Annotated in this window: 23 protein-coding genes; 18 read left to right on the plus strand and 5 right to left on the minus strand. The window is 56.6% G+C overall.

What is annotated here, in order from left to right:
* The first annotated feature begins 17 nt into the window (after positions 1–17).
* The 16 genes from flgF to AB0A83_RS19045 all read left to right on the plus strand — a co-directional run bounded on the left by flgF (position 18) and on the right by AB0A83_RS19045 (position 17,638).
* Positions 18–764: a flagellar basal-body rod protein FlgF gene (gene flgF / locus AB0A83_RS18970; protein WP_150051168.1), complete on the plus strand. Its 747-nt coding sequence runs from the start codon at positions 18–20 to the stop codon at positions 762–764.
* 50 nt (positions 765–814) lie between these two features.
* A complete protein-coding gene (gene flgG / locus AB0A83_RS18975) occupies positions 815–1,603 on the plus strand; it encodes a flagellar basal-body rod protein FlgG (protein ID WP_150051170.1) in 789 nt (262 codons plus the stop codon).
* Between the two features lie 16 nt (positions 1,604–1,619).
* A complete protein-coding gene (gene flgH / locus AB0A83_RS18980; protein WP_150051172.1) occupies positions 1,620–2,288 on the plus strand; it encodes a flagellar basal body L-ring protein FlgH in 669 nt (222 codons plus the stop codon).
* A 32-nt stretch (positions 2,289–2,320) separates the two neighbouring features.
* Entirely contained in the window at positions 2,321–3,421 is a 1,101-nt protein-coding gene (locus tag AB0A83_RS18985) for a flagellar basal body P-ring protein FlgI (protein WP_232056712.1), read from the plus strand.
* A 43-nt stretch (positions 3,422–3,464) separates the two neighbouring features.
* The gene (gene flgJ / locus AB0A83_RS18990; protein WP_150051176.1) at positions 3,465–4,469 is read left to right on the plus strand and encodes a flagellar assembly peptidoglycan hydrolase FlgJ; all 1,005 of its coding nucleotides are present in this window, start codon (positions 3,465–3,467) and stop codon (positions 4,467–4,469) included.
* A gap of 9 nt (positions 4,470–4,478) precedes the next feature.
* Positions 4,479–6,134 (plus strand): flagellar hook-associated protein FlgK, encoded by a 1,656-nt coding sequence (gene flgK, locus AB0A83_RS18995; RefSeq protein WP_150051178.1) that lies wholly within the window; start codon positions 4,479–4,481, stop codon positions 6,132–6,134.
* A 13-nt stretch (positions 6,135–6,147) separates the two neighbouring features.
* Complete coding sequence (gene flgL, locus AB0A83_RS19000) at positions 6,148–7,053, plus strand: flagellar hook-associated protein FlgL (RefSeq protein ID WP_150051180.1); 906 nt, start codon at positions 6,148–6,150, stop codon at positions 7,051–7,053.
* A gap of 6 nt (positions 7,054–7,059) precedes the next feature.
* A complete protein-coding gene (gene thpR / locus AB0A83_RS19005) occupies positions 7,060–7,644 on the plus strand; it encodes an RNA 2',3'-cyclic phosphodiesterase (RefSeq protein ID WP_150051182.1) in 585 nt (194 codons plus the stop codon).
* Positions 7,645–7,912: 268 nt separating this feature from the next.
* Positions 7,913–8,890 carry a toll/interleukin-1 receptor domain-containing protein gene (locus tag AB0A83_RS19010; protein ID WP_150051184.1) on the plus strand — a complete coding sequence of 326 codons (978 nt, stop codon included), beginning with the start codon at positions 7,913–7,915 and terminating at the stop codon, positions 8,888–8,890.
* 314 nt (positions 8,891–9,204) lie between these two features.
* On the plus strand, positions 9,205–9,537 hold the full coding sequence (locus AB0A83_RS19015; protein ID WP_367154965.1) for a hypothetical protein: 333 nt from the start codon (positions 9,205–9,207) through the stop codon (positions 9,535–9,537).
* Positions 9,538–9,874: 337 nt separating this feature from the next.
* A complete protein-coding gene (rlmH, locus tag AB0A83_RS19020; RefSeq protein WP_367154966.1) occupies positions 9,875–10,342 on the plus strand; it encodes a 23S rRNA (pseudouridine(1915)-N(3))-methyltransferase RlmH in 468 nt (155 codons plus the stop codon).
* 1 nt (position 10,343) lies between these two features.
* Positions 10,344–10,919: a nucleoside triphosphate pyrophosphatase gene (locus AB0A83_RS19025; protein WP_367154967.1), complete on the plus strand. Its 576-nt coding sequence runs from the start codon at positions 10,344–10,346 to the stop codon at positions 10,917–10,919.
* Positions 10,916–12,370, plus strand: a complete 1,455-nt coding sequence (rng, locus tag AB0A83_RS19030; RefSeq protein ID WP_150051192.1) for a ribonuclease G — start codon at positions 10,916–10,918, stop codon at positions 12,368–12,370. The genes AB0A83_RS19025 and rng overlap by 4 nt, the downstream gene beginning before the upstream one ends.
* Positions 12,371–12,378: 8 nt before the next feature.
* Entirely contained in the window at positions 12,379–16,176 is a 3,798-nt protein-coding gene (locus AB0A83_RS19035) for a YhdP family protein (protein WP_367154968.1), read from the plus strand.
* A 45-nt stretch (positions 16,177–16,221) separates the two neighbouring features.
* On the plus strand, positions 16,222–17,040 hold the full coding sequence (locus tag AB0A83_RS19040; protein WP_150051195.1) for a carbon-nitrogen hydrolase family protein: 819 nt from the start codon (positions 16,222–16,224) through the stop codon (positions 17,038–17,040).
* A 4-nt stretch (positions 17,041–17,044) separates the two neighbouring features.
* Positions 17,045–17,638 (plus strand): outer membrane protein assembly factor BamC, encoded by a 594-nt coding sequence (locus AB0A83_RS19045; RefSeq protein ID WP_150051197.1) that lies wholly within the window; start codon positions 17,045–17,047, stop codon positions 17,636–17,638.
* Between the two features lie 6 nt (positions 17,639–17,644).
* Here AB0A83_RS19045 and moaC read toward each other — a convergent pair whose 3' ends face one another.
* A complete protein-coding gene (gene moaC, locus AB0A83_RS19050; RefSeq protein ID WP_150051199.1) occupies positions 17,645–18,133 on the minus strand; it encodes a cyclic pyranopterin monophosphate synthase MoaC in 489 nt (162 codons plus the stop codon).
* 47 nt (positions 18,134–18,180) lie between these two features.
* On the opposite strand from moaC, the gene AB0A83_RS19055 reads away from it, so the two are divergent.
* Entirely contained in the window at positions 18,181–18,414 is a 234-nt protein-coding gene (locus tag AB0A83_RS19055; protein ID WP_150051201.1) for a MoaD/ThiS family protein, read from the plus strand.
* 1 nt (position 18,415) lies between these two features.
* Positions 18,416–18,865, plus strand: a complete 450-nt coding sequence (locus tag AB0A83_RS19060) for a molybdenum cofactor biosynthesis protein MoaE (RefSeq protein WP_150051203.1) — start codon at positions 18,416–18,418, stop codon at positions 18,863–18,865.
* Between the two features lie 54 nt (positions 18,866–18,919).
* Here AB0A83_RS19060 and alaS read toward each other — a convergent pair whose 3' ends face one another.
* From alaS to AB0A83_RS19080, 4 genes are all read right to left on the minus strand, one after another.
* Positions 18,920–21,526, minus strand: a complete 2,607-nt coding sequence (gene alaS, locus AB0A83_RS19065) for an alanine--tRNA ligase (protein ID WP_367154969.1) — start codon at positions 21,524–21,526, stop codon at positions 18,920–18,922.
* Positions 21,527–21,820: 294 nt separating this feature from the next.
* Positions 21,821–22,288: a glycosyltransferase gene (locus AB0A83_RS19070; RefSeq protein WP_150051205.1), complete on the minus strand. Its 468-nt coding sequence runs from the start codon at positions 22,286–22,288 to the stop codon at positions 21,821–21,823.
* A complete protein-coding gene (locus AB0A83_RS19075; RefSeq protein ID WP_150051207.1) occupies positions 22,285–22,782 on the minus strand; it encodes a glycosyltransferase in 498 nt (165 codons plus the stop codon). Before AB0A83_RS19075 ends, AB0A83_RS19070 begins: the two co-directional genes overlap by 4 nt.
* Before the next feature lie 63 nt (positions 22,783–22,845).
* On the minus strand, positions 22,846–23,358 hold the full coding sequence (locus tag AB0A83_RS19080; protein WP_150051209.1) for a regulatory protein RecX: 513 nt from the start codon (positions 23,356–23,358) through the stop codon (positions 22,846–22,848).
* Positions 23,359–23,568 lie beyond the last annotated feature (210 nt).

The following is a 23,568-nucleotide window of genomic DNA, read 5'->3' on the forward strand; positions in this document are numbered from 1 at the left end:
CGTTTAGGAGGTAAGCCGTGGATCGTAGCTTATACATCGCCATGAACGGTGCCAAGCAAACCCTGATGGCGCAAACCGCCAATTCCAATAATTTGGCGAATGCGCAGACGGTAGGATTTAAAGCCGATTTCGAACAATTTCGCGCCATGCCGGCATTCGGCCCCGGTTATCCCAGTCGCGTCTACGCGATGACCGAAAGACCGGGTAGCGACTTGTCCGCCGGCAGCTTGCAAACCACCGGCCGCGAGCTGGATATTGCGATCAACGGCAACGGCTGGTTTGCGGTGCAAGCCCCGGACGGCAGCGAAGCCTATACCCGGGCCGGCGATCTGCGCATAACTCCGCAGGGTTTGTTGCAAAACGGCGCCGGCTTGCAGCTTTTGGGCGAACAGGGGCAACCGATTGCCGTCCCGCCGGCGCAAAAGGTGGAAATCGGCCGCGACGGCACCATCAGCGTCATTCCGCAAGGCACCAACGCGACCAACTTGGTGTTGGTGGACCGGATCAAACTGGTCAATCCCGGCGACGACAATCTGGAAAAACGCCAAGACGGCCTGATGCACATGAAAGACCCGAACACGCCGGTCCGGCCGGACGCCAACGTCAACATCGCCCAAGGCGTTTTGGAAGCCAGCAACGTCAACGCCATGTCGGCCATGGTGGAAATGATAGAGTTGGCTCGCAATTTCGAATTGCAAAGCAAAGTCATGAAAAACGTCGATCAAACCGCCGGAGTCACCGCCAAACTGATGCAAATGGTATAGTTTCTGCATTACTCCTGATAAGACAAAATTTTGTCAGTTAGGAGGTTAACATGACAGAGCGCGCATTATGGGTGGCTAAAACCGGCCTGGACGCTCAACAAACGCGAATGGCGGTGATTGCCAACAACTTGGCCAACGTCAACACCACGGGCTTCAAAAAAGTCAGGCCGCTGTTCGAAGATTTGATTTATCAAAACATTCGCCAAGTCGGCTCGCAAACCACCCAAAACACTCAATTACCCACCGGTTTGCAGTTGGGTACCGGGGTTAGAACGGTAGCCACCGAAAAACTGCATACCCAGGGCAATATCCAGCAAACCGAGAATTCTCTGGACGTGGCGATCAACGGCCGCGGTTATCTGCAAATTTTGATGCCGAACGGCGACATCAACTACACCCGCGACGGTTCGTTCAAACTGGATTCCACCGGCCAGCTGGTTACTTCTGGCGGCTTGACCGTAGAACCCAATATCACCATCCCGCAAGACGCCATCAGCATCAGCATAGGTCGCGACGGCTCGGTCAACGTAGTGCAGCCGGGCAACGCCGCGGCAACCAACGTGGGCCAGCTGCAATTGGCGGATTTCGTCAATCCGACCGGACTGGAACCGGTCGGAGAAAATTTGTTCAGAGAATCGGTGTCCAGCGGCGCCCCCATCGTCGGCATACCCGGCGAAAACGAATTGGGCTACATCCAGCAAGGCGCGTTGGAGACCTCCAACGTCAACGTCGTGGAAGAACTGGTCAACATGATAGAAACCCAAAGGGCTTACGAAATGAACTCCAAGGCGATTTCCACCACCGACGAAATGCTGTCCTTCGTGACCCAACAACTGTAGGCCGAGGCTTAACACCATGAAAGCATTCCTGATAACCGGTTTAGCGCTGCTGAGTCTGACCGGCTGCGATACCCTACCGAAACGCGATCCCGATTTTGCCCCGGTGCAACCGGCCGATTTACGGCCGCCGGACCAGCGCAACGGCGCGATTTACCAGGCAGGTTACGACATTCGTTTGTTCGAAGACATCAAAACCCGCCGGGTCGGCGACGTACTGACCGTCAGGTTGGCCGAAGCGACTCAGGCCCAAAAGCAAGCCAATATGGATGCCTCCAAAAGCACGCAGATTTCCGCCACCGCGCCGACGTTGTTCGGCTTGGCCAGCCAGGCTGTGCTGGGACATGATTTGAAAACCAGCATCGCCGCCAGTTCCACCTTCGAAGGCGAAGGCAAGGCCGACCAGAGCAACAGGCTAACCGGCGACATCAGCGTGACGGTGGTGGAAGTATTGCCCAACGGCAATTTACGGGTACGCGGCGAAAAACGGGTGGCGTTGAACGACGGCGACGAATACGTCCGCCTGTCCGGCATCGTCCGGCCGGTCGACATTTCCACCGGCAATATCGTGTCGTCCACCAAAATCGCCGACGCCACCATTATGTACAAAGGCGACGGTGCCATGGCCGATTCCAGCAAAATCGGCTGGCTGGCCCGGTTTTTCTTTAGCCCGTTGTTTCCGTTTTAAACATGCGGACGGTTAAGCGTTTGGAGGGGACCATGCTCAAAATACTGTATGTCACGTTAAGCGCCTGGTTAGCGCTCGCCGGTCCGGAAGCCCATGCCGAAAGAATCAAAGACTTGGCCTCGGTCTCCGGGGTCAGGAGCAACCAATTGGTCGGTTTCGGCATCGTCACCGGTTTGGATAAATCCGGCGACGTGTCGTCGTTGTTCGTGCGGCAAAGCATGCGCAACATGGCGGCCAATTTAGGCATCACCTTGCCGGCCGATACCAATCCGAAATCGAAAAACACCGCAGTGGTTAGCGTACACGCCGAATTGCCGGCCTTCGCCAAACCCGGGCAAGCCATAGACGTCACCGTATCGTCGGTCGGCGACGCCAAAAGTCTGCGCGGCGGCTCGTTGATTATGACGCCGTTGCGCGGTGCCGACGGCAGCGTATACGCGGTAGCCCAGGGCAACCTGGTGGTGGGCGGCTTGAGCGCTCAAGGCCAGGACGGCTCCAAAATCACCGTCAACAACCCGCTGGTCGGCCGCATTCCCAATGGCGCGACCGTGGAGCGCAGCGTGCCGACCTCGTTCGATCAAAGCAGCGACTTGGTGTTCAACCTGCATAACGCCGATTTCACCACCGCCACGCGAGTAGCCGAAGCCATCAACAAAGAATTGGGCGGCGAGACCGCCAGAGCGACCGACGCCACCTCCGTCAGCGTGCGCGCGCCCATCGATCCCAATCAACGAGTCTCTTTCGCCTCGGTGATCGAAAACATCAACGTGTCTCCGGACGACGCGCCAGCCAAAGTGATCGTCAATTCGCGCACCGGAACCGTCATCATTAACAGCAAAGTCAAAGTCCAGCCGGCGGCGGTATCGCACGGCAGCTTGACCGTGACCATCAACGAAAATCCGCAAGTCAGCCAGCCCGGTCCGTTTTCGCAAGGCCAAACCGCGGTAACTCCGCAATCCGATATTTCGGTAAAAGAAGAGAACAATCACATGTTCGTGTTCAATCCGGGCATTTCGCTGGACGAGATCGTACAGGCGGTCAACAGCGTAGGCGCGGCGCCTAGCGACTTGGTGGCGATATTGGAAGCCTTGAAGTCGGCCGGGGCGTTGCGGGCCGAATTGATCGTCATTTAACCCGGACAGTTCACCGTAACCCAGAGTGCGATAAGGGGGAGCCATGTTAAACGCGGATACCGCTTCGGTTTATACCGATTTCAACGGTCTGGCCAAACTGAAACAAGGCGCACGCGAGCAATCGCCGGAAGCGATCAAACAAGTAGCCAGCCAGTTCGAGTCGATTTTTTTGAACATGGTGCTGAAAAGCGCGCGGCAGGCCAAACTGGCGGACAGCATCATGGACAGCAAACAAAGCGAGTTTTACCAAGACATGTACGACCAACAGATGGCGATGCACCTGGCCGCTAAACCGGGCGTCGGCCTGGCTGACATGATTGTTAAACAATTGTCGCCGCAATCCGAAGCGGATTCCGACGAAAAATTGGACGCCGGCGATTATTTGGAACGGGCTTTCGGCGGCAGCGGCGAGGTCAAGCAGGCGCAACCCAATTATTTCGCCCGGCCCATGGACACATCCGGTTTGAACCGGCTGCAAGCCAGCCTGGATAAACTGGAACAAAGCCAACAGGCGCTGGACGATCACTGGGCGGCGCTGGAAACGGCCTGGGACGCAAGCGCCGTTTCCGGCAGCAAACAAAGTTTCTTGACCGAATTGTGGCCTCATGCGCAACAAGCCGCCAACGAGTTAGGGGTAGACGCCAAAGTCCTGGTGGCGCAAGCGGCCTTGGAAACCGGCTGGGGACAATCGGTGATTAAAAACCGGGCCGGCGAAAGCAGCTACAACCTGTTCAACATCAAGGCGGACAGGAGCTGGCAAGGCAAGCAAGCCCAGGTATCCACGCTGGAGTTCGACGGCGGGGTGGCGCGCAAACAAATGGCCGGTTTTCGCTCCTACGATTCGTTTAAAGAAAGCTTCGACGATTACGTCGCTTTCATAAAATCGAATCCGCGTTACGACGCGGCGCTACAACATGCCGGCAACGCCCAACGCTACGTGCAAGAGCTGCAAAAAGCCGGTTACGCCACCGACCCGCAATATGCGCAAAAAATCATGCGTATTTATCATAACCAATTCGACGCCGGCATCGAGTCCAACGCGGGGTAAGGAGGATCTATGGCTATCGGAATTTTAGGCTCCGCACTTTCGGGTTTGGCAGCGTTCCAACGCTCGTTGGACGTCACCAGCAACAACATCAGCAACGCCAACACCGAAGGCTATAGCCGCCAACGCACCGAACTGCAAACCAGCCCCGAGCAATATGTAGGCTCCGGTTACTTGGGTAGCGGCGTCAACGTCAGCAACATCAAACGCAGCTACGACCAGTTCATCACCGGGCAAGTACGCGCCAGCTCCTCGGCGTTCAAAGAAGTGGATAGTTTTCATAGCCTATCCTCGCAAGTGGACAACGTATTAGCCGACAGCAATACCAGCGTGTCGACGGCGATGAAGGCGTTTTTCGATTCGGTCAACGACGTCGCCAACGATCCGACCTCGTTCGCCGCCCGCCAGGTTATGTTGGCACAAGGCGCAACCCTGACCAATCAATTCAATACGCTCAGCACCCGCTTCAACGAATTGCAGCGCCAAGTCAATTCCAATTTGACCCAAGCGGTCAAAGACGTCAACAGTTACGCCGCGTCGATAGCCGAGCTGAATCTGCAAATCAGCGACGCGATAGGCAAGGCTTCGGCTGGCCAGTTGCCTAACGAGCTGATGGACAAACGCGATGTATTACTAACCAAGCTGGCCGAAAAGGTCGACATATCGGTACTCAACCAGGAGGACGGCACGGTCAGCGTGTTCGTCGGCCAAGGCCAACCCTTGGTGATGTCCGGCAATACCGCTACGTTATCGCAGCAGGACAATGGCACCGACCCTTATCATCCCGATCTGCAGATCAACGGCGTTTCGGTAGCCAAATACTTATCCGGCGGCGAGATTTACGGCAATTTACGTTTTAGGAACGAAGTCTTGGACCCGGCGCAGGCGCAATTGGGGATGTTGGCGACCGGGTTTGCCACCGAGTTCAACAACCTGCACGCCGCCGGCTACGACACGAACGGCAATACCGGGGTGGCATTTTTCGAGCTCGGTACTCCGCAAGCCTTGATAATTCCGCATACCAAAGACTCGGCGCTGGTGGCGACCGCCAGTTTCTCGGCGCCGACCTCGGCGGCTAACCTGGGAGCCTCCTACCGCTTGGAGGTAACCGGTGCAGGCGTGTTCAGTCTGACCAATCTAACCGATAACACCACTACCGGTGGATTGAACGCGGCGTCCTTGGCGACCTTGTCGGCCGCCAACGGCTTCAGCATCAGTTTTAGCGGCGGTTCGCTGAATGTCGGCGATTCATTCGAAATCACCCCGAATTTCAACGTCGCCGGCACGATTAAAGTCAATCCTGCCTTGACTTCGGCCAGCCAAATCGCCGCGGCTTCGGCTGCCGGCTCGACCGGCGACAACGGCATCGCCCTACAATTGGCCGACTTGGAGCAAAAAACCAGCATGCTGGGCGGCAAGAAAACTTTTACCCAAGTGTACGGGCAATTGGTATCCGACGTCGGTTCCAAAACCAGCAGTGCCGCAGTCGGGGTAAGCGCCCAGCAAGTGCTGCTGAATCAAGCCACTGAGGCCAGAGAAACCTTGGCCGGGGTCAATTTGGACGAGGAAGCGGCCAACCTGATCAAATTCCAAAACGCCTATCAAGCCGCCGCCAAGGCGGTGTCGGTAGCGAGTTCGGTGTTCGATACTCTGATTAACGCGGTATAGTCCGGAGCGTATGATGCGAATTTCGACTTATTGGAACCAGCAATCCAACGTCAACCGAATGTTGGATCAGCAAGTTAAGCTAAACGACATTCAACTGAAATTGTCGTCCGGGCAAAAATATCTGACGCCGTCGGAAAACCCCGCCGTCGCCGCGACCGGCATAGACTTGCAACAAAACATCAAGGAAGGCGAGCAGTATCAAGTCAACATCGGTTTTGCCAAACAACGCTTGGGTCTGGAAGAATCCACCCTAAACAACGCCACCGAGGTATTGCAAAAAATCCGCGAACTGGCGGTGCAAGGCATGAACGACATCAACACCGCGGAAAACCGCAAGCAAATCGCCTTCGAAATCGACGAACTGAACCAGCATTTATTGGAATTGGCCAACACCCAAAACGCTAACGGCGAATACATATTCTCCGGCTACAAAACCGACGCACCGGCGTTTTCCAACAGTTCCGGCTATAGCTACGACGGCGACGCCAATCAGCGCACGCTGACGATAGGCCCCGGCCGCACCATCACTGACGGCGATCCCGGCGAAGCGGTATTCGGTACCGTTGCCGCCGGAACCTTAACCGCGGGCAGCATAGACAACGTCTTTCAGGCCATCGATAAACTCAGTACGGATTTCAAGGCCGACGTGGCCAACTCCGCGTCGTTGAACGATCTGGATACCACGCTGAAGCGCATGGGCACCATCCGCGCGTCGGCCGGCGCCCGCCTCAATGCTCTGGACAGCCAAGACAGTTGGAATACGGAGTACATCCTGCAAAACAAATCCACCGCTTCGGACATCGGCGATTTGGATTATGCCGACGCATTGACCAAATTCAATCTGCAACAAACCTCGTTGCAAGCGGCCCAGCAAGCCTACGTTAAAGTTCAACAGTTGTCGCTGTTCAACTACATCTAAGCGCCGATGAGCCCGCGCCGCGCCCCCGGCCAAAAGTTAAAGCGCCTGTTCTTCGCGCTGTGGCCCAAGGACGACGAACGCGCGCAATGCACTGCCATCGCAGCCGCCCACGCCGCCGGTTGCCGCAAGGTACCGTCCCACAATCTGCACGCGACGCTGGTTTTTCTCGGCAACGTCGATGCGCAACGCTTTGAAGCGCTAAGCGCAATCGAACCCCTTAAGCTGAAAACCGAACTGCTGCTCAGTTTCGACCGTATCGAATTCTGGAAAAAACCGCGTATCGTCTGTTTGACCGCCGGGAAAGTCGATCCGGAATTGCTGCAACTGGTAGAGCACCTGCAGCACACCGCCCGCGAACTCGGCATCGTATTAGACGAACGCCCCTACCGCCCGCACGTCACCCTGCTCAGAAAAGCCCAAGCGCTTGACGCCTGCGACATTCCGCCCATCGTCTGGCGTACCGACGCATTTTGTTTGGTGCAATCCTTAAGCACCGACCACGGTGTGCGCTACCAAGTCGTCAAATCTTGGAACTTTTTACATAAGACAGGCAAAGACAACGGACACCCGGATTGTTCTTTACACGATTAACCGGAACGCAGTTAGATGGACATCGTGCCCGACATTTTGTCCAGGGGAATAAATTGCAGACGCTTGTCGACTCCGCGCTAACAAATAAAATTTTGCGATGACAGGAAAAGACAAATAAGCTGTCAGTCAAGATGCGATAGTATTCCGCAAATGATGACTTTTAAATGGACGTACCAACGTTTTTACCTACCAAGAGCCATTTTCTTTAGCCGTCTGGATCTCGACCAAACGGACATGATTAGCAGTCGTACATCAGCGAGGAGATAATATGAAGGTTTTCATTAGTTGGTCCGGTGATACCAGCAAAGCTGCGGCGATTGCCATAGGCCAGAGCGTTTCTGACGTTTTCTCCAGCGTTGAACCTTGGATATCCGCGGTGAATATCCAGGCAGGGCAGCAATGGTTTAGTGAGCTTATGCAAGCGCTTGAGGACTCGAAATTCGCCATCGCGTGCATCACTAAGCGCTCCCTCGGCGCTCCCTGGATCATGTTCGAGTCCGGCGCCTTGTCGGCAAAATTCGGCTCCCCTAGACTTGTCCCGCTCATGCTGGATTGTGTCGCAGAGGATCTGGTAGATCCACTGGCGCGGTTTAACGGAGTCCTGTTCGACGAAGACAGCGTACACGGCTTGTTCAAGTCTATTAATTCGAGCGTAGGCACTCCATTGACACCAAAGGCGCTGAAAGCGGCTTTCAAGGAAATATGGCCCGACCTCAACGCCAAAATACACGATGCGCTCGAGGCCGAGCGCAAGACTCTCCGGCCCGAATACGACGTCTTCCTGTCTGCTCCGATGGCCTCATTCAAGGACGATAGCGAATATCAATCGTTTCGCGCAGAGGTTCTCAAGGTTATCCATGCCCTTGACGCCTGCGGACTGTCGGTATTTTGTGCACTGGAAACGATCGAATCAATGAGCATGTTCGACACCCATGGCGTCAGCACGCATGACGACTTGGACATTATGAAAAAGAGCGGGAGCTTCATCATGCTCTATCCGCAAAGACTCGCGACGAGCGCATTGTTCGAAGCCGGCTACGCGCTGGCACTGGGGCTGCCTAGCCTATTCTTTGTCCGCGACGAGCAAGACTTACCTTACTTAATGCAACGCCTACCGGAAGCCGTCACCCACGTTTCCATCCTGGACTCGCGTGAGTGGCAAACGTACGAAGATATCGGCGATCTGCTTCGCCGAAATGCCCATCACTACTTCAGGACGGGATCCGTAGCCCAACTCAAACTCTAAGCTGGGCGGCACGCGCATCGCAGGATTGCCGCCGAACAAGGCGCTGTGGCTATCATTGAAGAATTCAAGCCGATGAATCGAGCGTTGAACGACAGCTTACTATTGGCAAGCAATATGCTAAAAACATCGAATGTCGCAAATTGGCCGCAGTGAGGCAGCCACAAACACCGCGCGAGCATAGGCGGAATCATCGCAACCATTGTGAAGTACGCGAATAACCGAAAATACCGGCGCTCCGGTTACAATGCCAAGTGCGGCAAGCCCTAACTCGTCTCGTCATTGTATTAGCCCCCATCTGGAAAACCGGCAACCCCATGAACATCAAAGCATTTGTTGCGACCTTATTGCTTGCCGGCCCAATACCGGCAATGTGCCAGGCCAATCCGACTCTAACGGATACGGCAATCGACCTTGCCTTCTATCGCCCGGCAGGGCTTTTCCAAACCTTGCTCGGTTCGGCGGTTTTCCCGGTGCTTCTGCCGATGTCATTGGTGGCATCGGCGCTTGACCGCAGCTTGGTAATCGCCGATGTTGCCGAAAGTTTGGTCATAAAACCGGCGGAATTTACCTTTGTCCGGCCCTTGGGAATATCGAATTCGGAATGGCAGGCCCTCCGGCGGCAGGAAGAAGCGAACGGCGGCGGTTGAGTCAAGCCGGCTAGGCCTGCCGGGGATGATTGCCGGGTTTTCGTGGCTATTCATTACTTTCATTTGCCGAGGCGCTACAGTGCCCGCATGAACGTTAGGGATCGATAAAGAGCGGATGGAGCCGGCATACCCTGTTGATATTTCATCCCCTGCCGACTTTCGGCCGAACTAGCCCCCGAGCTCCGGTTCTTTTCGCCTATAACCTTTTCTGCAACCCAAATCCAGCACAACAAAATTGCCCCTGCAATTTCACAAACAGCCGGCGCTTCGTGTAATCTAGCTCTACTTTTCAGCCTTCGCGTTTTCGTTAACCCCTTCGCCCCCGTCACCGTTTCGCATGCAAATTCACTTAATTGCCGTCGGCAACAAAATGCCGGACTGGGTGCAGCAAGGCTATAATGAATACGCTAAACGCTTGCCGCGCGAGTGCGAGTTGGTCCTAAAAGAAATTGCGCCGGACAAGCGGCGCAGCGGCGATATTGCCCGCATTACCAAGGACGAAGGCGATAGGATGATAGCCGCTCTGCCGGCCCGAGCTCACGTAGTCACCCTGGACGTACCCGGCAAACCCTGGTCTACCGAAGACGCTGCCCGCGCATTGCAGCGCTGGCTGGGCAACGGTCAGCCGGTGGCCTTGATGATCGGCGGCCCGGAAGGCCTGGCGCCGGAGGTAAAGGAACTGGCTAGGGAATCCTGGAGCCTGTCGCCGCTGACGTTCCCGCATCCCTTGGTCCGCATCATCGTTGCTGAACAAATTTACCGCGCTTGGAGTCTGATCCAAAACCACCCCTACCACCGCCCATAGCATGAAACCGCAACTGATTTTGGCCTCCGCCTCGCCTCGCCGTAGCGAACTACTCAGGCAAATCGGCATTCGCCACCTAGTTAAAGCCGCAGACATCGACGAAACCCCGCTGCCGGGAGAAACGCCGCTAGCCTACGTCGAGCGTGTCGCCGGGGAAAAATCCGCCGCCGGAATGGCCGCTACCTGCGAGGATTTACCCGTACTGGCCGCCGACACCAGCGTGGTACTGGACGGCGAAATTCTCGGCAAACCGCAAAACCCGGCCGATGCGGTTAGAATGCTGGGTTTGTTATCGGGGCGCCGCCACCAAGTATTTAGCGCGGTGTCCTTGCGGGGCGACAGCCACTGGCAAGCCGTAAACGTCAGCGAAGTCAAATTCCGCCCTATCAGCCCGGACGAAATTCAAGCCTATTGGCAAAGCGGCGAACCGCTGGACAAAGCCGGCGCCTATGCGATTCAGGGCTTGGGCAGCATATTTGTGGAATCGATTAGCGGCAGTTTTTCCGGGATCATGGGCCTGCCGTTGTTCGAAACCGCGCAACTATTAGCCAGACAAGGGATTAAAGTGATTGCATGAGCGAGGAAATATTAATCAACGTCACGCCGCCGGAAACCCGGGTGGCGGTGATAGAGAACGGGGTACTGCAAGAACTGATTATCGAGCGGGTGCGGCAAAAGGGCCTGGTCGGCAATATTTACAAAGGCGAAGTGTGCCGGGTTTTACCGGGCATGCAGGCGGCATTTGTCGACATCGGCCTGGACAAGGCGGCGTTCTTGCATTTGTCGGATTTCAACGCCCAGGAATTGGCCGAAGGCTCCGACAATATCGAGCACTATCTTAAAGAAGGCCAGAAGATCGTAGTTCAGGTCACCAAAGATCCTTTAGGCAACAAAGGCGCCAGGCTGACCACCGACATCTCTATTCCGTCGCGCTATCAGGTCTACATGCCTTACGCGGCCAATTCCGGGGTTTCCCAGCGCATAGAGTGCGAAGACGAACGCATCAGGCTGCGCAACTGCATAGAAAGTTATTTGCAAAAACATACGATTCCGGGCGGTTTTATCGCCCGTACCGCCGCCGAATGCGTCGAAGAAGCCATTTTGTTTTCCGACATGACCTTCTTGTTCAAGCTGTGGGAATCCATTCTGGACAAGGGCAAAAAAGCCAAAGTCAAAACCTTGATACACGAAGATTTACCGCTGAGCGTCAGGACCTTGCGGGATTTGTATAAAGAAGGCGTCGAAAAGGTGCGGGTGGACTCCAAAGAAACGTTTTTGCGCATGGTGGAATTCGCCGAAACCTTTCTGCCGGAAGTGGTGCCGGTGATCGAGCATTATTCCGGCGAGCGGCCGGTGTTCGACATTTACAACGTCGAAGACGAAATCAGCAAGGCCCTGGACCGCAAGGTCAAGCTGAAATCCGGCGGCCATTTGGTATTCGACCAAACCGAATCGATGACCACGGTGGACGTCAACACCGGCGGCTACGTCGGCGGCCGCAATCTGGAAGAAACCATTTTCAAAACCAACCTGGAAGCGGCTCAAACCATATCCCGGCAGCTACGGTTACGCAATCTGGGCGGCATCATCATCATCGATTTCATCGACATGCAGAGCGAGGAACACAAAAAACAAGTGTTGTACGCTTTGCAGCGCAACTTGGACAAAGACCACGCCAAAACCAAAATCACCGAGGTTTCCGCGCTGGGCTTGGTGGAAATGACCCGCAAACGCACCCGCGAAAGCCTGGAACACATATTATGCGAACCTTGCTCCACCTGCGGCGGGCGCGGGGTGCTGAAAACCGCCGAATCGATCTGTCTGGAAATATTCAGAGAAATCATCCGCGTGGTCAGACAGTACAACGTGCAGCAAATTCTGGTGCTGGCATCCGAACAAGTGGTGGAAATGCTGCTGGACGAAGAAGCCGACATGCTGGCCGAGCTGGAAGTATTTCTTAAAGTCGGCATCAAGTTGCGCGCCGAAACCGAATACAATCAAGAGCATTACGACGTCGTTCTGCTGTAGTTTCGCCCGTGTTCGCCCATTTAACCCGCGCCGCCCGCCTTGCCTTGTTTTGGCTGCTGATCAGTGCAGCCGTGTTAATCAGCCTTGCTCGCTGGCTACTGGCCGACATCGGCGATTACCGCGGTCAGTTGGAACGGCAAATCCGCGACACCACCGGCCTGCCGATACGCTTCGGCCACCTCAGCGCCGGCATGCGCGGCCTCAACCCGGAAATCGTGTTCGGCGACATCAGCATAGACGCCGACCGGGCGGATGCGCATACCGACATTCGCTTGCGGGAGATCCGCGCCGGCATCGATTTTTCCGAGCTGTTACTGACCTGGAATTGGGCTGCCGCGGGCCGCATTACCCTGGTCGGCGCCGACATCGCCGTGCTGCGCCAACAAGACGGCAGCCTTGCGCTCAAAGGCTTGCAGGCCGGCGACGAACCGCCGCTGTGGCTGCTGCAGGGCGGCAGATACGAGATCCTGGACAGCCGCATGACCTGGCAGGACCTGCTGCACGATAGCCCGCCGCTGCCGGTGGAGCACATCGATTTGGTGTTCAAAAACCATCATTTCGATCGAAGCCACGAACTGCACCTGCTGGCCCGCTTGCCGGAACAATTCGGCGAAAGTGTGCGGATTTCCGCCCGCTTCGACGACAAGGCCGTGGAATCCGGCAGCTTCACCGGCGAGATTTATATCGAAGCCGTCGATTTACAAGCCAACGCGCTCACAAGCGCCGAACTGCCGATGGATTTGCATTGTTATAGCGGCGCCGGCGACCTGAGAGTTTGGAGCGCTTGGCGCGACTCCGCCCCGTACCGAATCGCCGGCTACCTGCAAGCACAGCAAATCAAGGTCGGCAAGAAAGACAGCAAACCGGTCGTCATGGACACCCTGGACGGCAACTTCAGCTGGAGCCACCAAAACGGACGCTGGCGCCTAGCCGCTTACGACCTCAACATTTTCGCCAATAAGCAGCGTTGGCCGCACGGCGAGTTCTATCTGCAACAAAATCAACAAGGCGATTTGTCCGTCAGCATTACCCAACTCGACCTGCCGGCCGCCATGTTACTGGCGCCGCTGCTGACCCCGGCAAAGCCCGATTACGCCGATTGGTTGAAACTGAATCCGCGCGGACGTTTGAACGATGTCCGGGTATTCGTCGGCAGCGATGGCCAACAATTCGCGGCTAACGGCCGCTTTACCGGCTTGGGTAACGACCGCCATGGCGAGCTGCCGGGGCTGAGCAACCTCGACGGCAACATAGAATTGACCGACCGGAGCGGCCACCTGGCGTTGTCCGGCAGCGACATTACCGTAGACGCGGCCAACTGGTTTCGGCAAAACCTATCGGTAACCAGCCTGCACGGGCGAATCGCTTGGCGGCACGACACCGACCGATGGTTGATCGGCAGCGAAAACCTGCTGCTAGCCAGCCCCGACTTTCATACCGAAAGCACGTTTCAATTCAGTAAGTTCGATGAAGCCGGCAAAACACCGCATTTACGTCTGCGCACTTCTTTCGCCGATTTTGCCGACATCGGCCGGGTCAAAACCTATTTACCCGCCAAAATCATGGATCAAGACGCCGTCGCCTGGCTGGACGATGCCTTTGTCGCCGGCCGGGTAAGCCGCGGCGAACTGATTGTCAACGGCGATTTGGACCGTTTTCCGTTCGCCGACGGCAACGGCCGGTTCGAAACCGCGTTCGTCATCGAACACGGCGACATCCAATTCAACGAACTATGGCCGCATTTGCAAGACGTATACGCCGACGTGCAATTTCTCGGCCCGGATTTACAGGTCGCCATCGCATCGGGGCATAGCGAAAACGTCACCATCCACCAGGCGCTGATCACCATTCCGCAGGTGGCCGACAGCGATCACGTCTACGTCTGGGGCGCGCTGCAAGCCAGGATCATGGATAGTCTTAGTTTTCTGCACCATTCGCCGCTGAAAAGCGACGTGGCGCCGGTAGCCGGCATACTGCAAGCGGAAGGCGACACCGAAATCAGCCTACAGCTGCAAATTCCCTACGACGTAAATGCCCCGGTCGGAGTAAACGTCGACGCAAGCTTGCAAGACGCGCAGCTGACCGTCAAACCGGTCGGGCTGAAAGTCGACGGGGTTAGCGGCGTGTTGAATTTCACCGCCGACAGCATATCCAGCACCCGCATCGACGCACGCACACTGGGCCAACCCATCCGCGCCAAACTAAGCAGCGACGCGGCGGCGACTTATCTGAGCGTACAGGGCGCGGCCTCGGTCGAGCGCGTGCAAAAGCAATTCAGCTACTTAAAAACCTCCGCCGTGACCGGCAATGTTAATTACGATTTGAAACTGACGCTGCCCGGCGCCGAGGCACAAGCCGCCCAATTGCTGATAGACAGCGATCTCAAAGGCGTGGCGGTCGACGGCCTGCTGTTGGAAAAAGCCGCCGCCGACTCCAAACCGCTGAACTTGGAATTCACACTAGACGACGCGCCGCTGATGCCGTTAAGCATCGCATACGGCAACGATTGGCATGCCAGTTTGCTGATCGACAAAAAACGCGAAAGCCTGCATTCGGCCCATCTGTTGTTCGGACAGGGCCGCAGTGCGCCGTTTCAGGAAGCCGGCATTAAACTGGAGGTGCGCCAACCACGCTTCGATTTGTCGCAGGCTTTGGCCGCCTTCGGCAAACAAAGCGGTCAGACCGGCCTGCCGGCGCTTAAGTCGCTAGCGTTGGACACCGCGCAATTACTGTGGCACGAACGAGAACTAGGCCCGTTCCATTTTCAAGCGCAGCACCAAGACCGGCATTGGCGCGGCAAGATACAAGGCGCCATGGCCGACGGCGAGTTCGACGTGCCGGACCAAAACGGCGGCGACAACCGCATCGTTCTGGAAATGAACCAGCTCAACCTGTCCGCGCTGGAAAAATTCGACCTTGGCGAAGCCGGCGATCCCACACAGGAACTGCCTTTGATCGACATCGACAGTCGCCGGCTGTTGTGGCGCGGCATCGATTTAGGCAGCTTGCGCTTGCGCACCGAACGCCGCAACAACGGCATTCACTTTAAAAAAATTCAATTGCAAGACCAGCAAAACACCCTGGAAGTCTCGGCCGATTGGCTGAAGCAAGCCAACGGCACCGTCACCTTGGTACAAGGCAGCTTGGATTCCGACGCATTCGGGCCGTTTTTGTCGCGCCTGAACTTTAGCGACGACATCAAAGAAACCAAAGCGCATTTGGAATTCAAAGGCGGCTGGCGCGGCGCTCCGCACCAATTCTCGCTCGCCAGACTAAACGGTCAACTGCAGCTGAACATGAAAGACGGGCGAATTTCCAGCATAGAGCCGGGCTTCGGCCGTTTGCTGGGCTTGATTGCCGTCGAGCAGTGGGTCAAGCGCTTGAGTCTGGATTTCAGCGACGTCTACCGGCAGGGCTTGGCCTTCGACGAAATCAAAGGCCACATCAAAATCAAAGACGGCTTGGCGTTCACCGACGATTTGCAGGTAGACGCGGTAGCGGCTAAATTTCAGCTGGCCGGCTTCGCCAACCTAGTCGACAAAACCCTGGATCAGCGGGTGGCGGTGGTTCCCAAGAGTTCCGACGCCGTCCCCATTGCTGGTACAATCGTCAGCGGCATTGCCGGCCTGATTACCCAAGCCGTCACGGACGATTACAAAGAAGGCTATTTCTTCGGCTCGCAATATCAGTTGTCCGGCACCTGGGGGAATATCGAAGTAACCCCCTTGCACGATCAAGACGGGCTGTTGAAAAAAACCTGGCGCGGCCTGACCGATTTCGGCTGGCTGGATTTCAGCAGCGAATGACCGCCCGTAGCGGCTAGATACAATAACAATACATAAGGACTCTTCATGACAATCTGCGCAGCGATTCAGATGGCTTCCGGGCCGCAAGTCAACGCTAACTTGCTGGAAGCCGAAAAACAAATCGCCGAAGCCGCCAAAGCCGGCGCCCGCTTGGTGGCTTTACCGGAAAACTTCGCCATCATGGGCATGAACGAATACGATAAAGTCCAAGTGCGCGAAGCGGACGGCCACGGCCCCATCCAGGATTTTTTGGCCGCCACCGCTAAAAAATACGGGGTCTGGGTCATAGGCGGCACCATGCCGATGGCCGCCAACGCCGACAACAAAGTCCGGGCCGCCTGCTTGGTTTACGACGAGCAAGGCCAACGCGTCGCCCGCTACGACAAAGTACATTTGTTCGACGTCAGCGTGCCGGACACCGCCGAAGAATACCGCGAATCGGATTCGGTCGAAGCCGGCGATCAACCGTGCATAGTCGACACCCCGTTCGGCCGCATCGGCATCGCGGTGTGTTACGACCTGCGTTTTCCGGAATTTTTCCGCCCCATGACCCGCAAAGGCTTGGACATTATCGTCATTCCGTCCGCCTTTACCTCCAAAACCGGCGCGGCCCATTGGGAAGTGCTGCTGAGAGCCAGAGCCATCGAAAACCTCTGTTACGTCATCGCCCCCAACCAGGGCGGTTTCCACATCAACGGCCGGCAAACTTACGGGCACAGCATGATCGTCGATCCCTGGGGCGTCGTGCTGGATTGCTATAAAACCGGACCCGGTTTCGTGTCCGCCGAGGTGGACAAGAACCGGCTGGTCAAGATGCGTACCGCATTTCCGGTACTGGAGCATAGACGCTACTTTTGCGAATAAACTTATGCGTAAACTGTTAACCGTCGGCTTGCCCGCCTTATTGCTGGGCGCTTGCGCCGACACCTCCGAACGCTACCGCGATACCCACCAACTGGAACTGCCGCCGGAACTGCCGATAGAACACACCCACGTGCAAGAAGCCGTCGCGGTCGACGATTTAAAACCTAAAGCAACGGCCGCGTCGTCGCTAGCCGGTCTGATCGAATTAAAAGACGACGAAAAAAGCCCTAAGCTAATCTTGAAAACCCGCCCGGACCGGGCTTGGGAAATGGTGGTGGTGGCACTGAAGCTTTGCAATACCGAAGTAATAGACAAAAACCGCGAAGAGCTTAAACTGCAAGTCCGTTACGACCCGGATAGCGCTTGCGAAGAACAAGGCATTTGGGATGCTTTGATGCATAACGACTATGCCGAGGCCGAATACACGCTGAAGCTGAAAGAAGACGCGTACGGGGTTAACGTCACCGCCGGTTTGAGCAAACCGGACGATCTGGAATTCGGCGAAGACGGCTCGCCCCGGCTGATCCGTCTGCTCCACAAAACCATGGACGAAAAAATCATCCATCGCGAGCAACGGAAAAAACCGGAACAAGAGTGACTTAGCCTAATCCGCGCCGCGTAGCCAGCGGCCGGATTTGCCGCCGGTTTTTTCCAGCAAGCGCACACCCTGAATCGCCATGCCGCGGTCGACCGCCTTGCACATATCGTAAATGGTCAACAAAGCTACCTGCACCGCGGTCAAGCCTTCCATTTCCACTCCGGTTTGACCGTTGGTTTTTACCGTCGCCAGACAATGCACCCGGTTGCGCTCGGGCTGCGGCTGCAGCTGCACTTCCACGTGGGTCAACGGCAACGGGTGGCAAAGCGGAATCAAATCGGCGGTTTTCTTGCTGGCCATGATGCCGGCGATACGGGCAATGCCTAAGACGTCGCCTTTTTTATGATTGCCTGCGATAATCAGCGCCAGAGTATCCGCCTGCATCTCGATGTAACCTTCGCAAACCGCGGCCCGCTGCGTGACGGCTTTATCGCCGACATCCACCATGTGGGCCTCGCCAGCCGCGTTGAAATGCGTCAAGCTTGTTTCAGACATAATCGTTATCCGCCAAAAGCCCCATTGTATTGTATTCGGTGACCCCCATGCCCATTCGAGTCCGCTATTTCGCCAGCCTGAAAGACAAGGTCGGCCGCTCGGAAGACGAGTTGATTTATGCAACGCCGCTCAGCGTGCGCGACGCTTGGCGGCAACTGCACCCGAATCTGCCGTTGCCGGAACCGCTGTTGGCTGCCGTCAACATGGAATACGTCGATTTGGATGCGTTAGTGCAAGACGGCGACGAACTGGGATTTTTCCCGCCGGTAACCGGAGGTTGAGATGCTGATCGAACTACGCGCCGAGGCTTTCGACCCATGGCGGGAAGTCCAAGCCTATCAAGCCAACTTCCAGGATTTAGCCGGCAAATTCGGCGCTACCGCCGTGTTCGTCGGCAGCATGCGCGACTTCAACCAAGGCGACGGCGTGTCCGCCATGAGTTTGGAGTATTATCCGGGTATGACCGAAAAACAGCTGCAACGTATTGTTGAATGCGCCCAAAGCCGCTGGCAACTACTGAATAGCTTGGTACTGCACCGGATAGGCGATGTAAAACCGCAAGACACGCTGGTATTAGTCGCCGTCTGGTCGGCGCACCGCGGCGACGCCTTCGACGCCAACCGCTACATCATGGAAGAATTGAAAAGCCAAGCGCCGTTCTGGAAGCGAGAAACCTTAAGCGACGGCCGGCAACGCTGGGTGGAAAAAAACAGCGACGGTTATGCGCATTGAGCCGCAGGCCGGCCACTCAATGCGCAAACGTTAACAAGACTAGACCGCTAAATCCTACACCCGTTCCGCAATCCAAGCCGCCACGCTCTGCAATGCACCGGGCAAACCGGCCGGATCGTTGCCGCCCGCTTGCGCCATATCCGGCCGGCCGCCGCCTTTGCCGCCGACCTGGGTCGCGACAAAATTCACCAACTCGCCGGCCTTGATCTTATCCATCGCGTCTTTGGATACGCTGGCCACCAAGCTGACTTTATCGCCGCTAACCGCGGCCAACACCAGGGCGCAACTACCCAGTTTGTTTTTCAGCTGATCGGCCAAATCGCGCAAGGCCTTGGGATCGACATCGTCCAATTTGACCGCCAGCACCTTAACGCCGTTTACGTCTACCGCTTGATCGGTCAATTCGTCCCCGGCCGAGCTGGCTAGTTTGCCTTTGAGTTTTTCCAGTTCCTTTTCCAGATGGCGGGTTTTCTCCAGCAACTGTTGCACCTTGTCGGCGGTCTTGTCCGGCGCCGCTTTCAGCAGGCCGGCAATGCTGAGCAAGGCCTGTTCGCGCTGGGCAATCCATTCCAACGCGCCTTGGCCGGTCACCGCTTCGACGCGGCGCACGCCGGCGGCAACGCCGGTTTCAGTGACGATTTTCAGCAAGCCGATATCGCCGGTGCGCTGCACGTGGGTACCGCCGCACAGCTCGGTGGAAAAATCGCCCATCGTCAATACCCGCACTTCGTCGCCGTATTTTTCGCCGAACAGCGCCATCGCGCCGGCCTTGACTGCTTCGTCTTTAGCCATGATTTGCGCGCAGACCGCGTTATTGGCGCGGATTTGTTCGTTGACCAGGCGTTCGACGGCGGCGATTTGCTCGGCCGTCATCGGCTCGAAATGCGAGAAGTCGAAACGCAAGCGCTCGGAGTTGACCTGCGAGCCTTTTTGCTGCACGTGTTCGCCCAACACGCTACGCAAAGCCGCGTGCAATAAGTGGGTCGCCGAGTGGTTACGCTCGGTCGCTTTGCGGATCTCGGCGTTGACGCTGACTTCGCAAGCCATGCCCTCGGCAATCACGCCTTTAACGACTTTGCCTTTATGCAAAAACAACTGGCCGCCCTGTTTTTGGGTGTCAGTCACTTCAAACGTGCCGCCAGTGCATTCGATCAAGCCGCTGTCGCCAACCTGACCGCCGGATTCGGCATAGAACGGGGTTTGGTCCAGAATCAACACGCCTTCATCGCCAGCTTCCAGGCTCTCCACCGCTTGGCCTTTTTTGAACAAGCCAATGACTTGCACCGAGCCGTCCAGATGCGAGTAACCGGTAAATTCGGTGACGCTGTCGTGGCGAATATCCTGGTCGTAATCGGCCGCGAACTGGCCGCCGGCCCGAGCCCGGTCGCGCTGGGCGCTCATTTCGATTTCGAAGCCGGCGTGGTCCACGCTGAGGTTATGTTCGCGGGCGAAGTCGGCGGTCAAATCCACCGGGAAACCGTAGGTGTCGTACAGTAGGAACACCACGTCGCCGGGGATGACGTGGCCGTCCAGTTTGGCAACGCAGTTTTCCAAAATCTTCATGCCCTGGTCCAGGGTCTCGGCGAAGCGCTCTTCTTCCTTCTTCAAAACCCGCTCGACCTGCTCTTGAGCCTTAACCAATTCCGGATAGGCTGCGCCCATCTCGGCCGCCAGCGGCGCGACCAGTTTGTAGAAGAAGGTGTCCTGAATGCCCAAACGGTAGCCGTGACGAATCGCACGGCGGACGATGCGGCGCAACACGTAGCCGCGGCCTTCGTTGGACGGCAGCACGCCGTCGGCCACCAAAAACGCACAGGAACGAATGTGGTCGGCGATGACGCGCAGCGAGCTGTTGCTCAAATCGCTGGTGCCGGCCAACGCGGCGGCGGTTTTGACCAGATTTTGGAAAATATCGATTTCGTAATTGCTGTGCACGCCCTGCATCACGGCGGCGATGCGCTCCAAGCCCATGCCGGTATCGACCGACGGCGCCGGCAGCGGCGTCAGGTTGCCGTCCTTGTCGCGCTCGTATTGCATGAACACCAGGTTCCAGATTTCGATGTAACGGTCGCCGTCTTCGTCCGGACTGCCCGGCGGGCCGCCGGCCACGTGTTCGCCGTGGTCGTAGAAAATCTCGGTGCAAGGGCCGCACGGGCCGACATCGCCCATAGCCCAGAAGTTGTCCTTGGCGCCGATCCGCGAGAAGCGGGTCGGATCGATTTTGACTTCTTCCAGCCAAATCGCTTCGGCTTCCGAGTCCTCGTCGAACACCGTCACCCACAGCTTAGCCGGCGGGATGCCCATTTCCTGAGTCAAAAAGTCCCAGGCAAAATTGATGGCGTCGCGCTTGAAATAATCGCCGAAGCTGAAGTTGCCCAGCATCTCGAAGAAGGTATGGTGGCGGGCGGTGTAACCGACGTTCTCCAAATCGTTATGCTTGCCGCCGGCCCGCACGCAGCGCTGGCTGGTCGCGGCACGGTTGAAATCGACTTTCTCCCGACCCAGAAATACGTCTTTGAACTGCACCATACCGGCGTTGGTGAACAGCAAGGTCGGATCGTTGCCCGGCACCAAACTGCTGGAGGGACGCACGGCATGGCCGCGCTGGCGGAAGAATTCCAAAAAGGCGGCGCGGATTTCGGCGCTGGTCATGTGTTTCATCGTGGTTATTTCGTATGTTCCAAATTAAATTCGCTCGCTTCCCAAGGTCGGCACCTATGAAAAGTTTTTGTCAATATCTCGTCTGCGCAAACAACGGGTAAAATCAACTCGCCAATCAAAAACTCTAATCCGACTCGCAAATCGCCCATCCGTAGCTGCTAAAAACGCTCGTAACCTAGTAGTTTTTTTACTTGGCAAATTGCCTTAAGTTCGGCTGTTTCAATGTCAACCCAAGTAAAGTTCGGCCCCCAAAAAACCTATCGAGAATTGGACATACCACCGATCTCTCCACGGTTAAACCGCTTCCGAGCCTAGCTGCGCGATATAGCCGTTCAAATCGTCCGCCAAAGACGGCACTTCGGCGGTCTGATAGCGGTAGTTTTCCGCGCGCGCCAACAATGGCAATACCTCGCTCAATTCGCGGGTCCATAAAATCGGCACCACTTTAGCCAGGCGCGCCAGAAACTGAGTCTGATGGTCGTCGGCCCCCTTGGGATTGGCCACCGCGACGAACTTTTTGCCGCGCGCCACTACGTCCAGGGTACTACCGGTGCCACCGTGGCAAATCACCCTGTCGGCTTGATCCAGATAGTCGGACAGCGACTGGCTGTAGTGGAAAAACTCGCAATGCCGCGGCTGGTAGGCGCCGTGGCCGATTTGGCAAATCACCTTATCCTGTATTGCCCCGCAACCCACCGCTTCGTCGACCAAACGAATCAAATCGTCGAATGGTAGCGTGGTACCCACCGTCACGAAAATCATAAAACCGTACCTTTATAGACGGCGCCTTTATACAGCGTCACCGCTTCCGGCCATTGCACGTAAAACCGGTCGGCCAATTTGAATTTGCTGAGCAAGCGGCCGGTAGTCGAGGCTTGATTGACCCGGGTGATACTGTCTATGTACACCGTCTTGATTCCTAGCAGCTTGGCGGCCAAAAAAATCGGCACCGCCAGCGACGAGGCCACGGTCACCACCAAATCCGGCCTGTCGCTGTGCAGCATAGCCAGCGCCGCCCGGATACACTTAACGAAATTCAGTGCCCGCGATACGGCCGACGACGCAATCGTGGTCACCGGCGGAATCCTGACGATTTCGAAACGGCGCTGCAAGCGCTTTTCGATCTCCGGAATCATTTGCAGACTGTCGGTAGGCACGGCCAAGCGGATCCGATTGGCCGCGTTAAGTTTGCCCAGCAGCGATACGCTTTGAAAAAAGAACCCGCCGCCGCCTATGACCATGACAATGTGTTTCATGCAAAACTCTCCGTACCGCTTATTTTCTCGCGCGCGCCGTTCGGCTGGCGTACTTTGCTTAGCTCAGTTGGCGAATCCGCTATCGGCATCCACCCTGCTTAGCTTAATTTTCAACTCGGCGAACACCTGTTTGATGGTGTCGCCGGCAAACCCACGTTGCTGCAAGAAGCGGCTGCGCTTGGCCCATTCGCGCGGCGTCAGCGATTTTTCGTCGCCGAATTTGCCCGCGTAAACCTCCAAGGACAGATTCAGCCAACCGCCTCGGCTCTCGGCCTGCACATCCAAATCGGCGCCCACAATGCCGCGTTGCTGCAATTCGTAAGCGATCCGGATCGGTCCGTAGCCCTTGGCAATCCGGTCGCGGATGTAGCATTCGGCATAACGCGCGTCGTCTTGCCAGCTTTGCCGGCTCAAGTCGTCGATAACCGCCGCCACCTCGTCGCGCTCGAAGCCGCGCATCGCCAGTTTGTCCAGCAACTGCCGCTTACTGTGCTCGCGGCGCGCCAATAAACGCAGGCAAATCGTCTCGATTCGGACACGGCGCTCCGCTTGATTTTCGCCCGATTCAACCGTCATCGTCCGCGCTCGTAAAATGCGGACATTATCACACAGATAAGCGCTGCGGAAACAGCGAGGACAAAGGCTGCCGGCCAATACGACACGTTCGAGCGCCCGGACTGACTTTAAGCGAAATTGCCCAGCCACTGCGAGCCGGCTAGAAATAGCAACCGAATTTCACACCACGCCTTACCGCGCGAGCGTCGCCAAATCGATCCAAACTTTCCT

The organism is Methylomonas sp. HYX-M1, assembly GCF_040741385.1.
In the GTDB taxonomy this organism is placed as follows: domain Bacteria; phylum Pseudomonadota; class Gammaproteobacteria; order Methylococcales; family Methylomonadaceae; genus Methylomonas; species Methylomonas rhizoryzae.

Coding starts and splice junctions, on each gene's coding strand:
- flgL (WP_150051180.1), top strand. CDS start 6,148: ATGCGAATTTCGACTTATTGGAACCAGCAATCCAACGTCAACCGAATG.
- moaC (WP_150051199.1), bottom strand. CDS start 18,133: ATGTCTGAAACAAGCTTGACGCATTTCAACGCGGCTGGCGAGGCCCAC.
- AB0A83_RS19045 (WP_150051197.1), top strand. CDS start 17,045: ATGCGTAAACTGTTAACCGTCGGCTTGCCCGCCTTATTGCTGGGCGCT.
- AB0A83_RS19070 (WP_150051205.1), bottom strand. CDS start 22,288: ATGATTTTCGTGACGGTGGGTACCACGCTACCATTCGACGATTTGATT.
- flgG (WP_150051170.1), top strand. CDS start 815: ATGACAGAGCGCGCATTATGGGTGGCTAAAACCGGCCTGGACGCTCAA.
- flgJ (WP_150051176.1), top strand. CDS start 3,465: ATGTTAAACGCGGATACCGCTTCGGTTTATACCGATTTCAACGGTCTG.
- AB0A83_RS19010 (WP_150051184.1), top strand. CDS start 7,913: ATGAAGGTTTTCATTAGTTGGTCCGGTGATACCAGCAAAGCTGCGGCG.
- AB0A83_RS19015 (WP_367154965.1), top strand. CDS start 9,205: ATGAACATCAAAGCATTTGTTGCGACCTTATTGCTTGCCGGCCCAATA.
- AB0A83_RS19025 (WP_367154967.1), top strand. CDS start 10,344: ATGAAACCGCAACTGATTTTGGCCTCCGCCTCGCCTCGCCGTAGCGAA.
- AB0A83_RS19075 (WP_150051207.1), bottom strand. CDS start 22,782: ATGAAACACATTGTCATGGTCATAGGCGGCGGCGGGTTCTTTTTTCAA.
- AB0A83_RS19040 (WP_150051195.1), top strand. CDS start 16,222: ATGACAATCTGCGCAGCGATTCAGATGGCTTCCGGGCCGCAAGTCAAC.
- AB0A83_RS18985 (WP_232056712.1), top strand. CDS start 2,321: ATGCTCAAAATACTGTATGTCACGTTAAGCGCCTGGTTAGCGCTCGCC.
- flgH (WP_150051172.1), top strand. CDS start 1,620: ATGAAAGCATTCCTGATAACCGGTTTAGCGCTGCTGAGTCTGACCGGC.
- rlmH (WP_367154966.1), top strand. CDS start 9,875: ATGCAAATTCACTTAATTGCCGTCGGCAACAAAATGCCGGACTGGGTG.
- AB0A83_RS19060 (WP_150051203.1), top strand. CDS start 18,416: ATGCTGATCGAACTACGCGCCGAGGCTTTCGACCCATGGCGGGAAGTC.
- AB0A83_RS19080 (WP_150051209.1), bottom strand. CDS start 23,358: ATGACGGTTGAATCGGGCGAAAATCAAGCGGAGCGCCGTGTCCGAATC.
- alaS (WP_367154969.1), bottom strand. CDS start 21,526: ATGAAACACATGACCAGCGCCGAAATCCGCGCCGCCTTTTTGGAATTC.
- thpR (WP_150051182.1), top strand. CDS start 7,060: ATGAGCCCGCGCCGCGCCCCCGGCCAAAAGTTAAAGCGCCTGTTCTTC.
- flgK (WP_150051178.1), top strand. CDS start 4,479: ATGGCTATCGGAATTTTAGGCTCCGCACTTTCGGGTTTGGCAGCGTTC.
- AB0A83_RS19055 (WP_150051201.1), top strand. CDS start 18,181: ATGCCCATTCGAGTCCGCTATTTCGCCAGCCTGAAAGACAAGGTCGGC.
- rng (WP_150051192.1), top strand. CDS start 10,916: ATGAGCGAGGAAATATTAATCAACGTCACGCCGCCGGAAACCCGGGTG.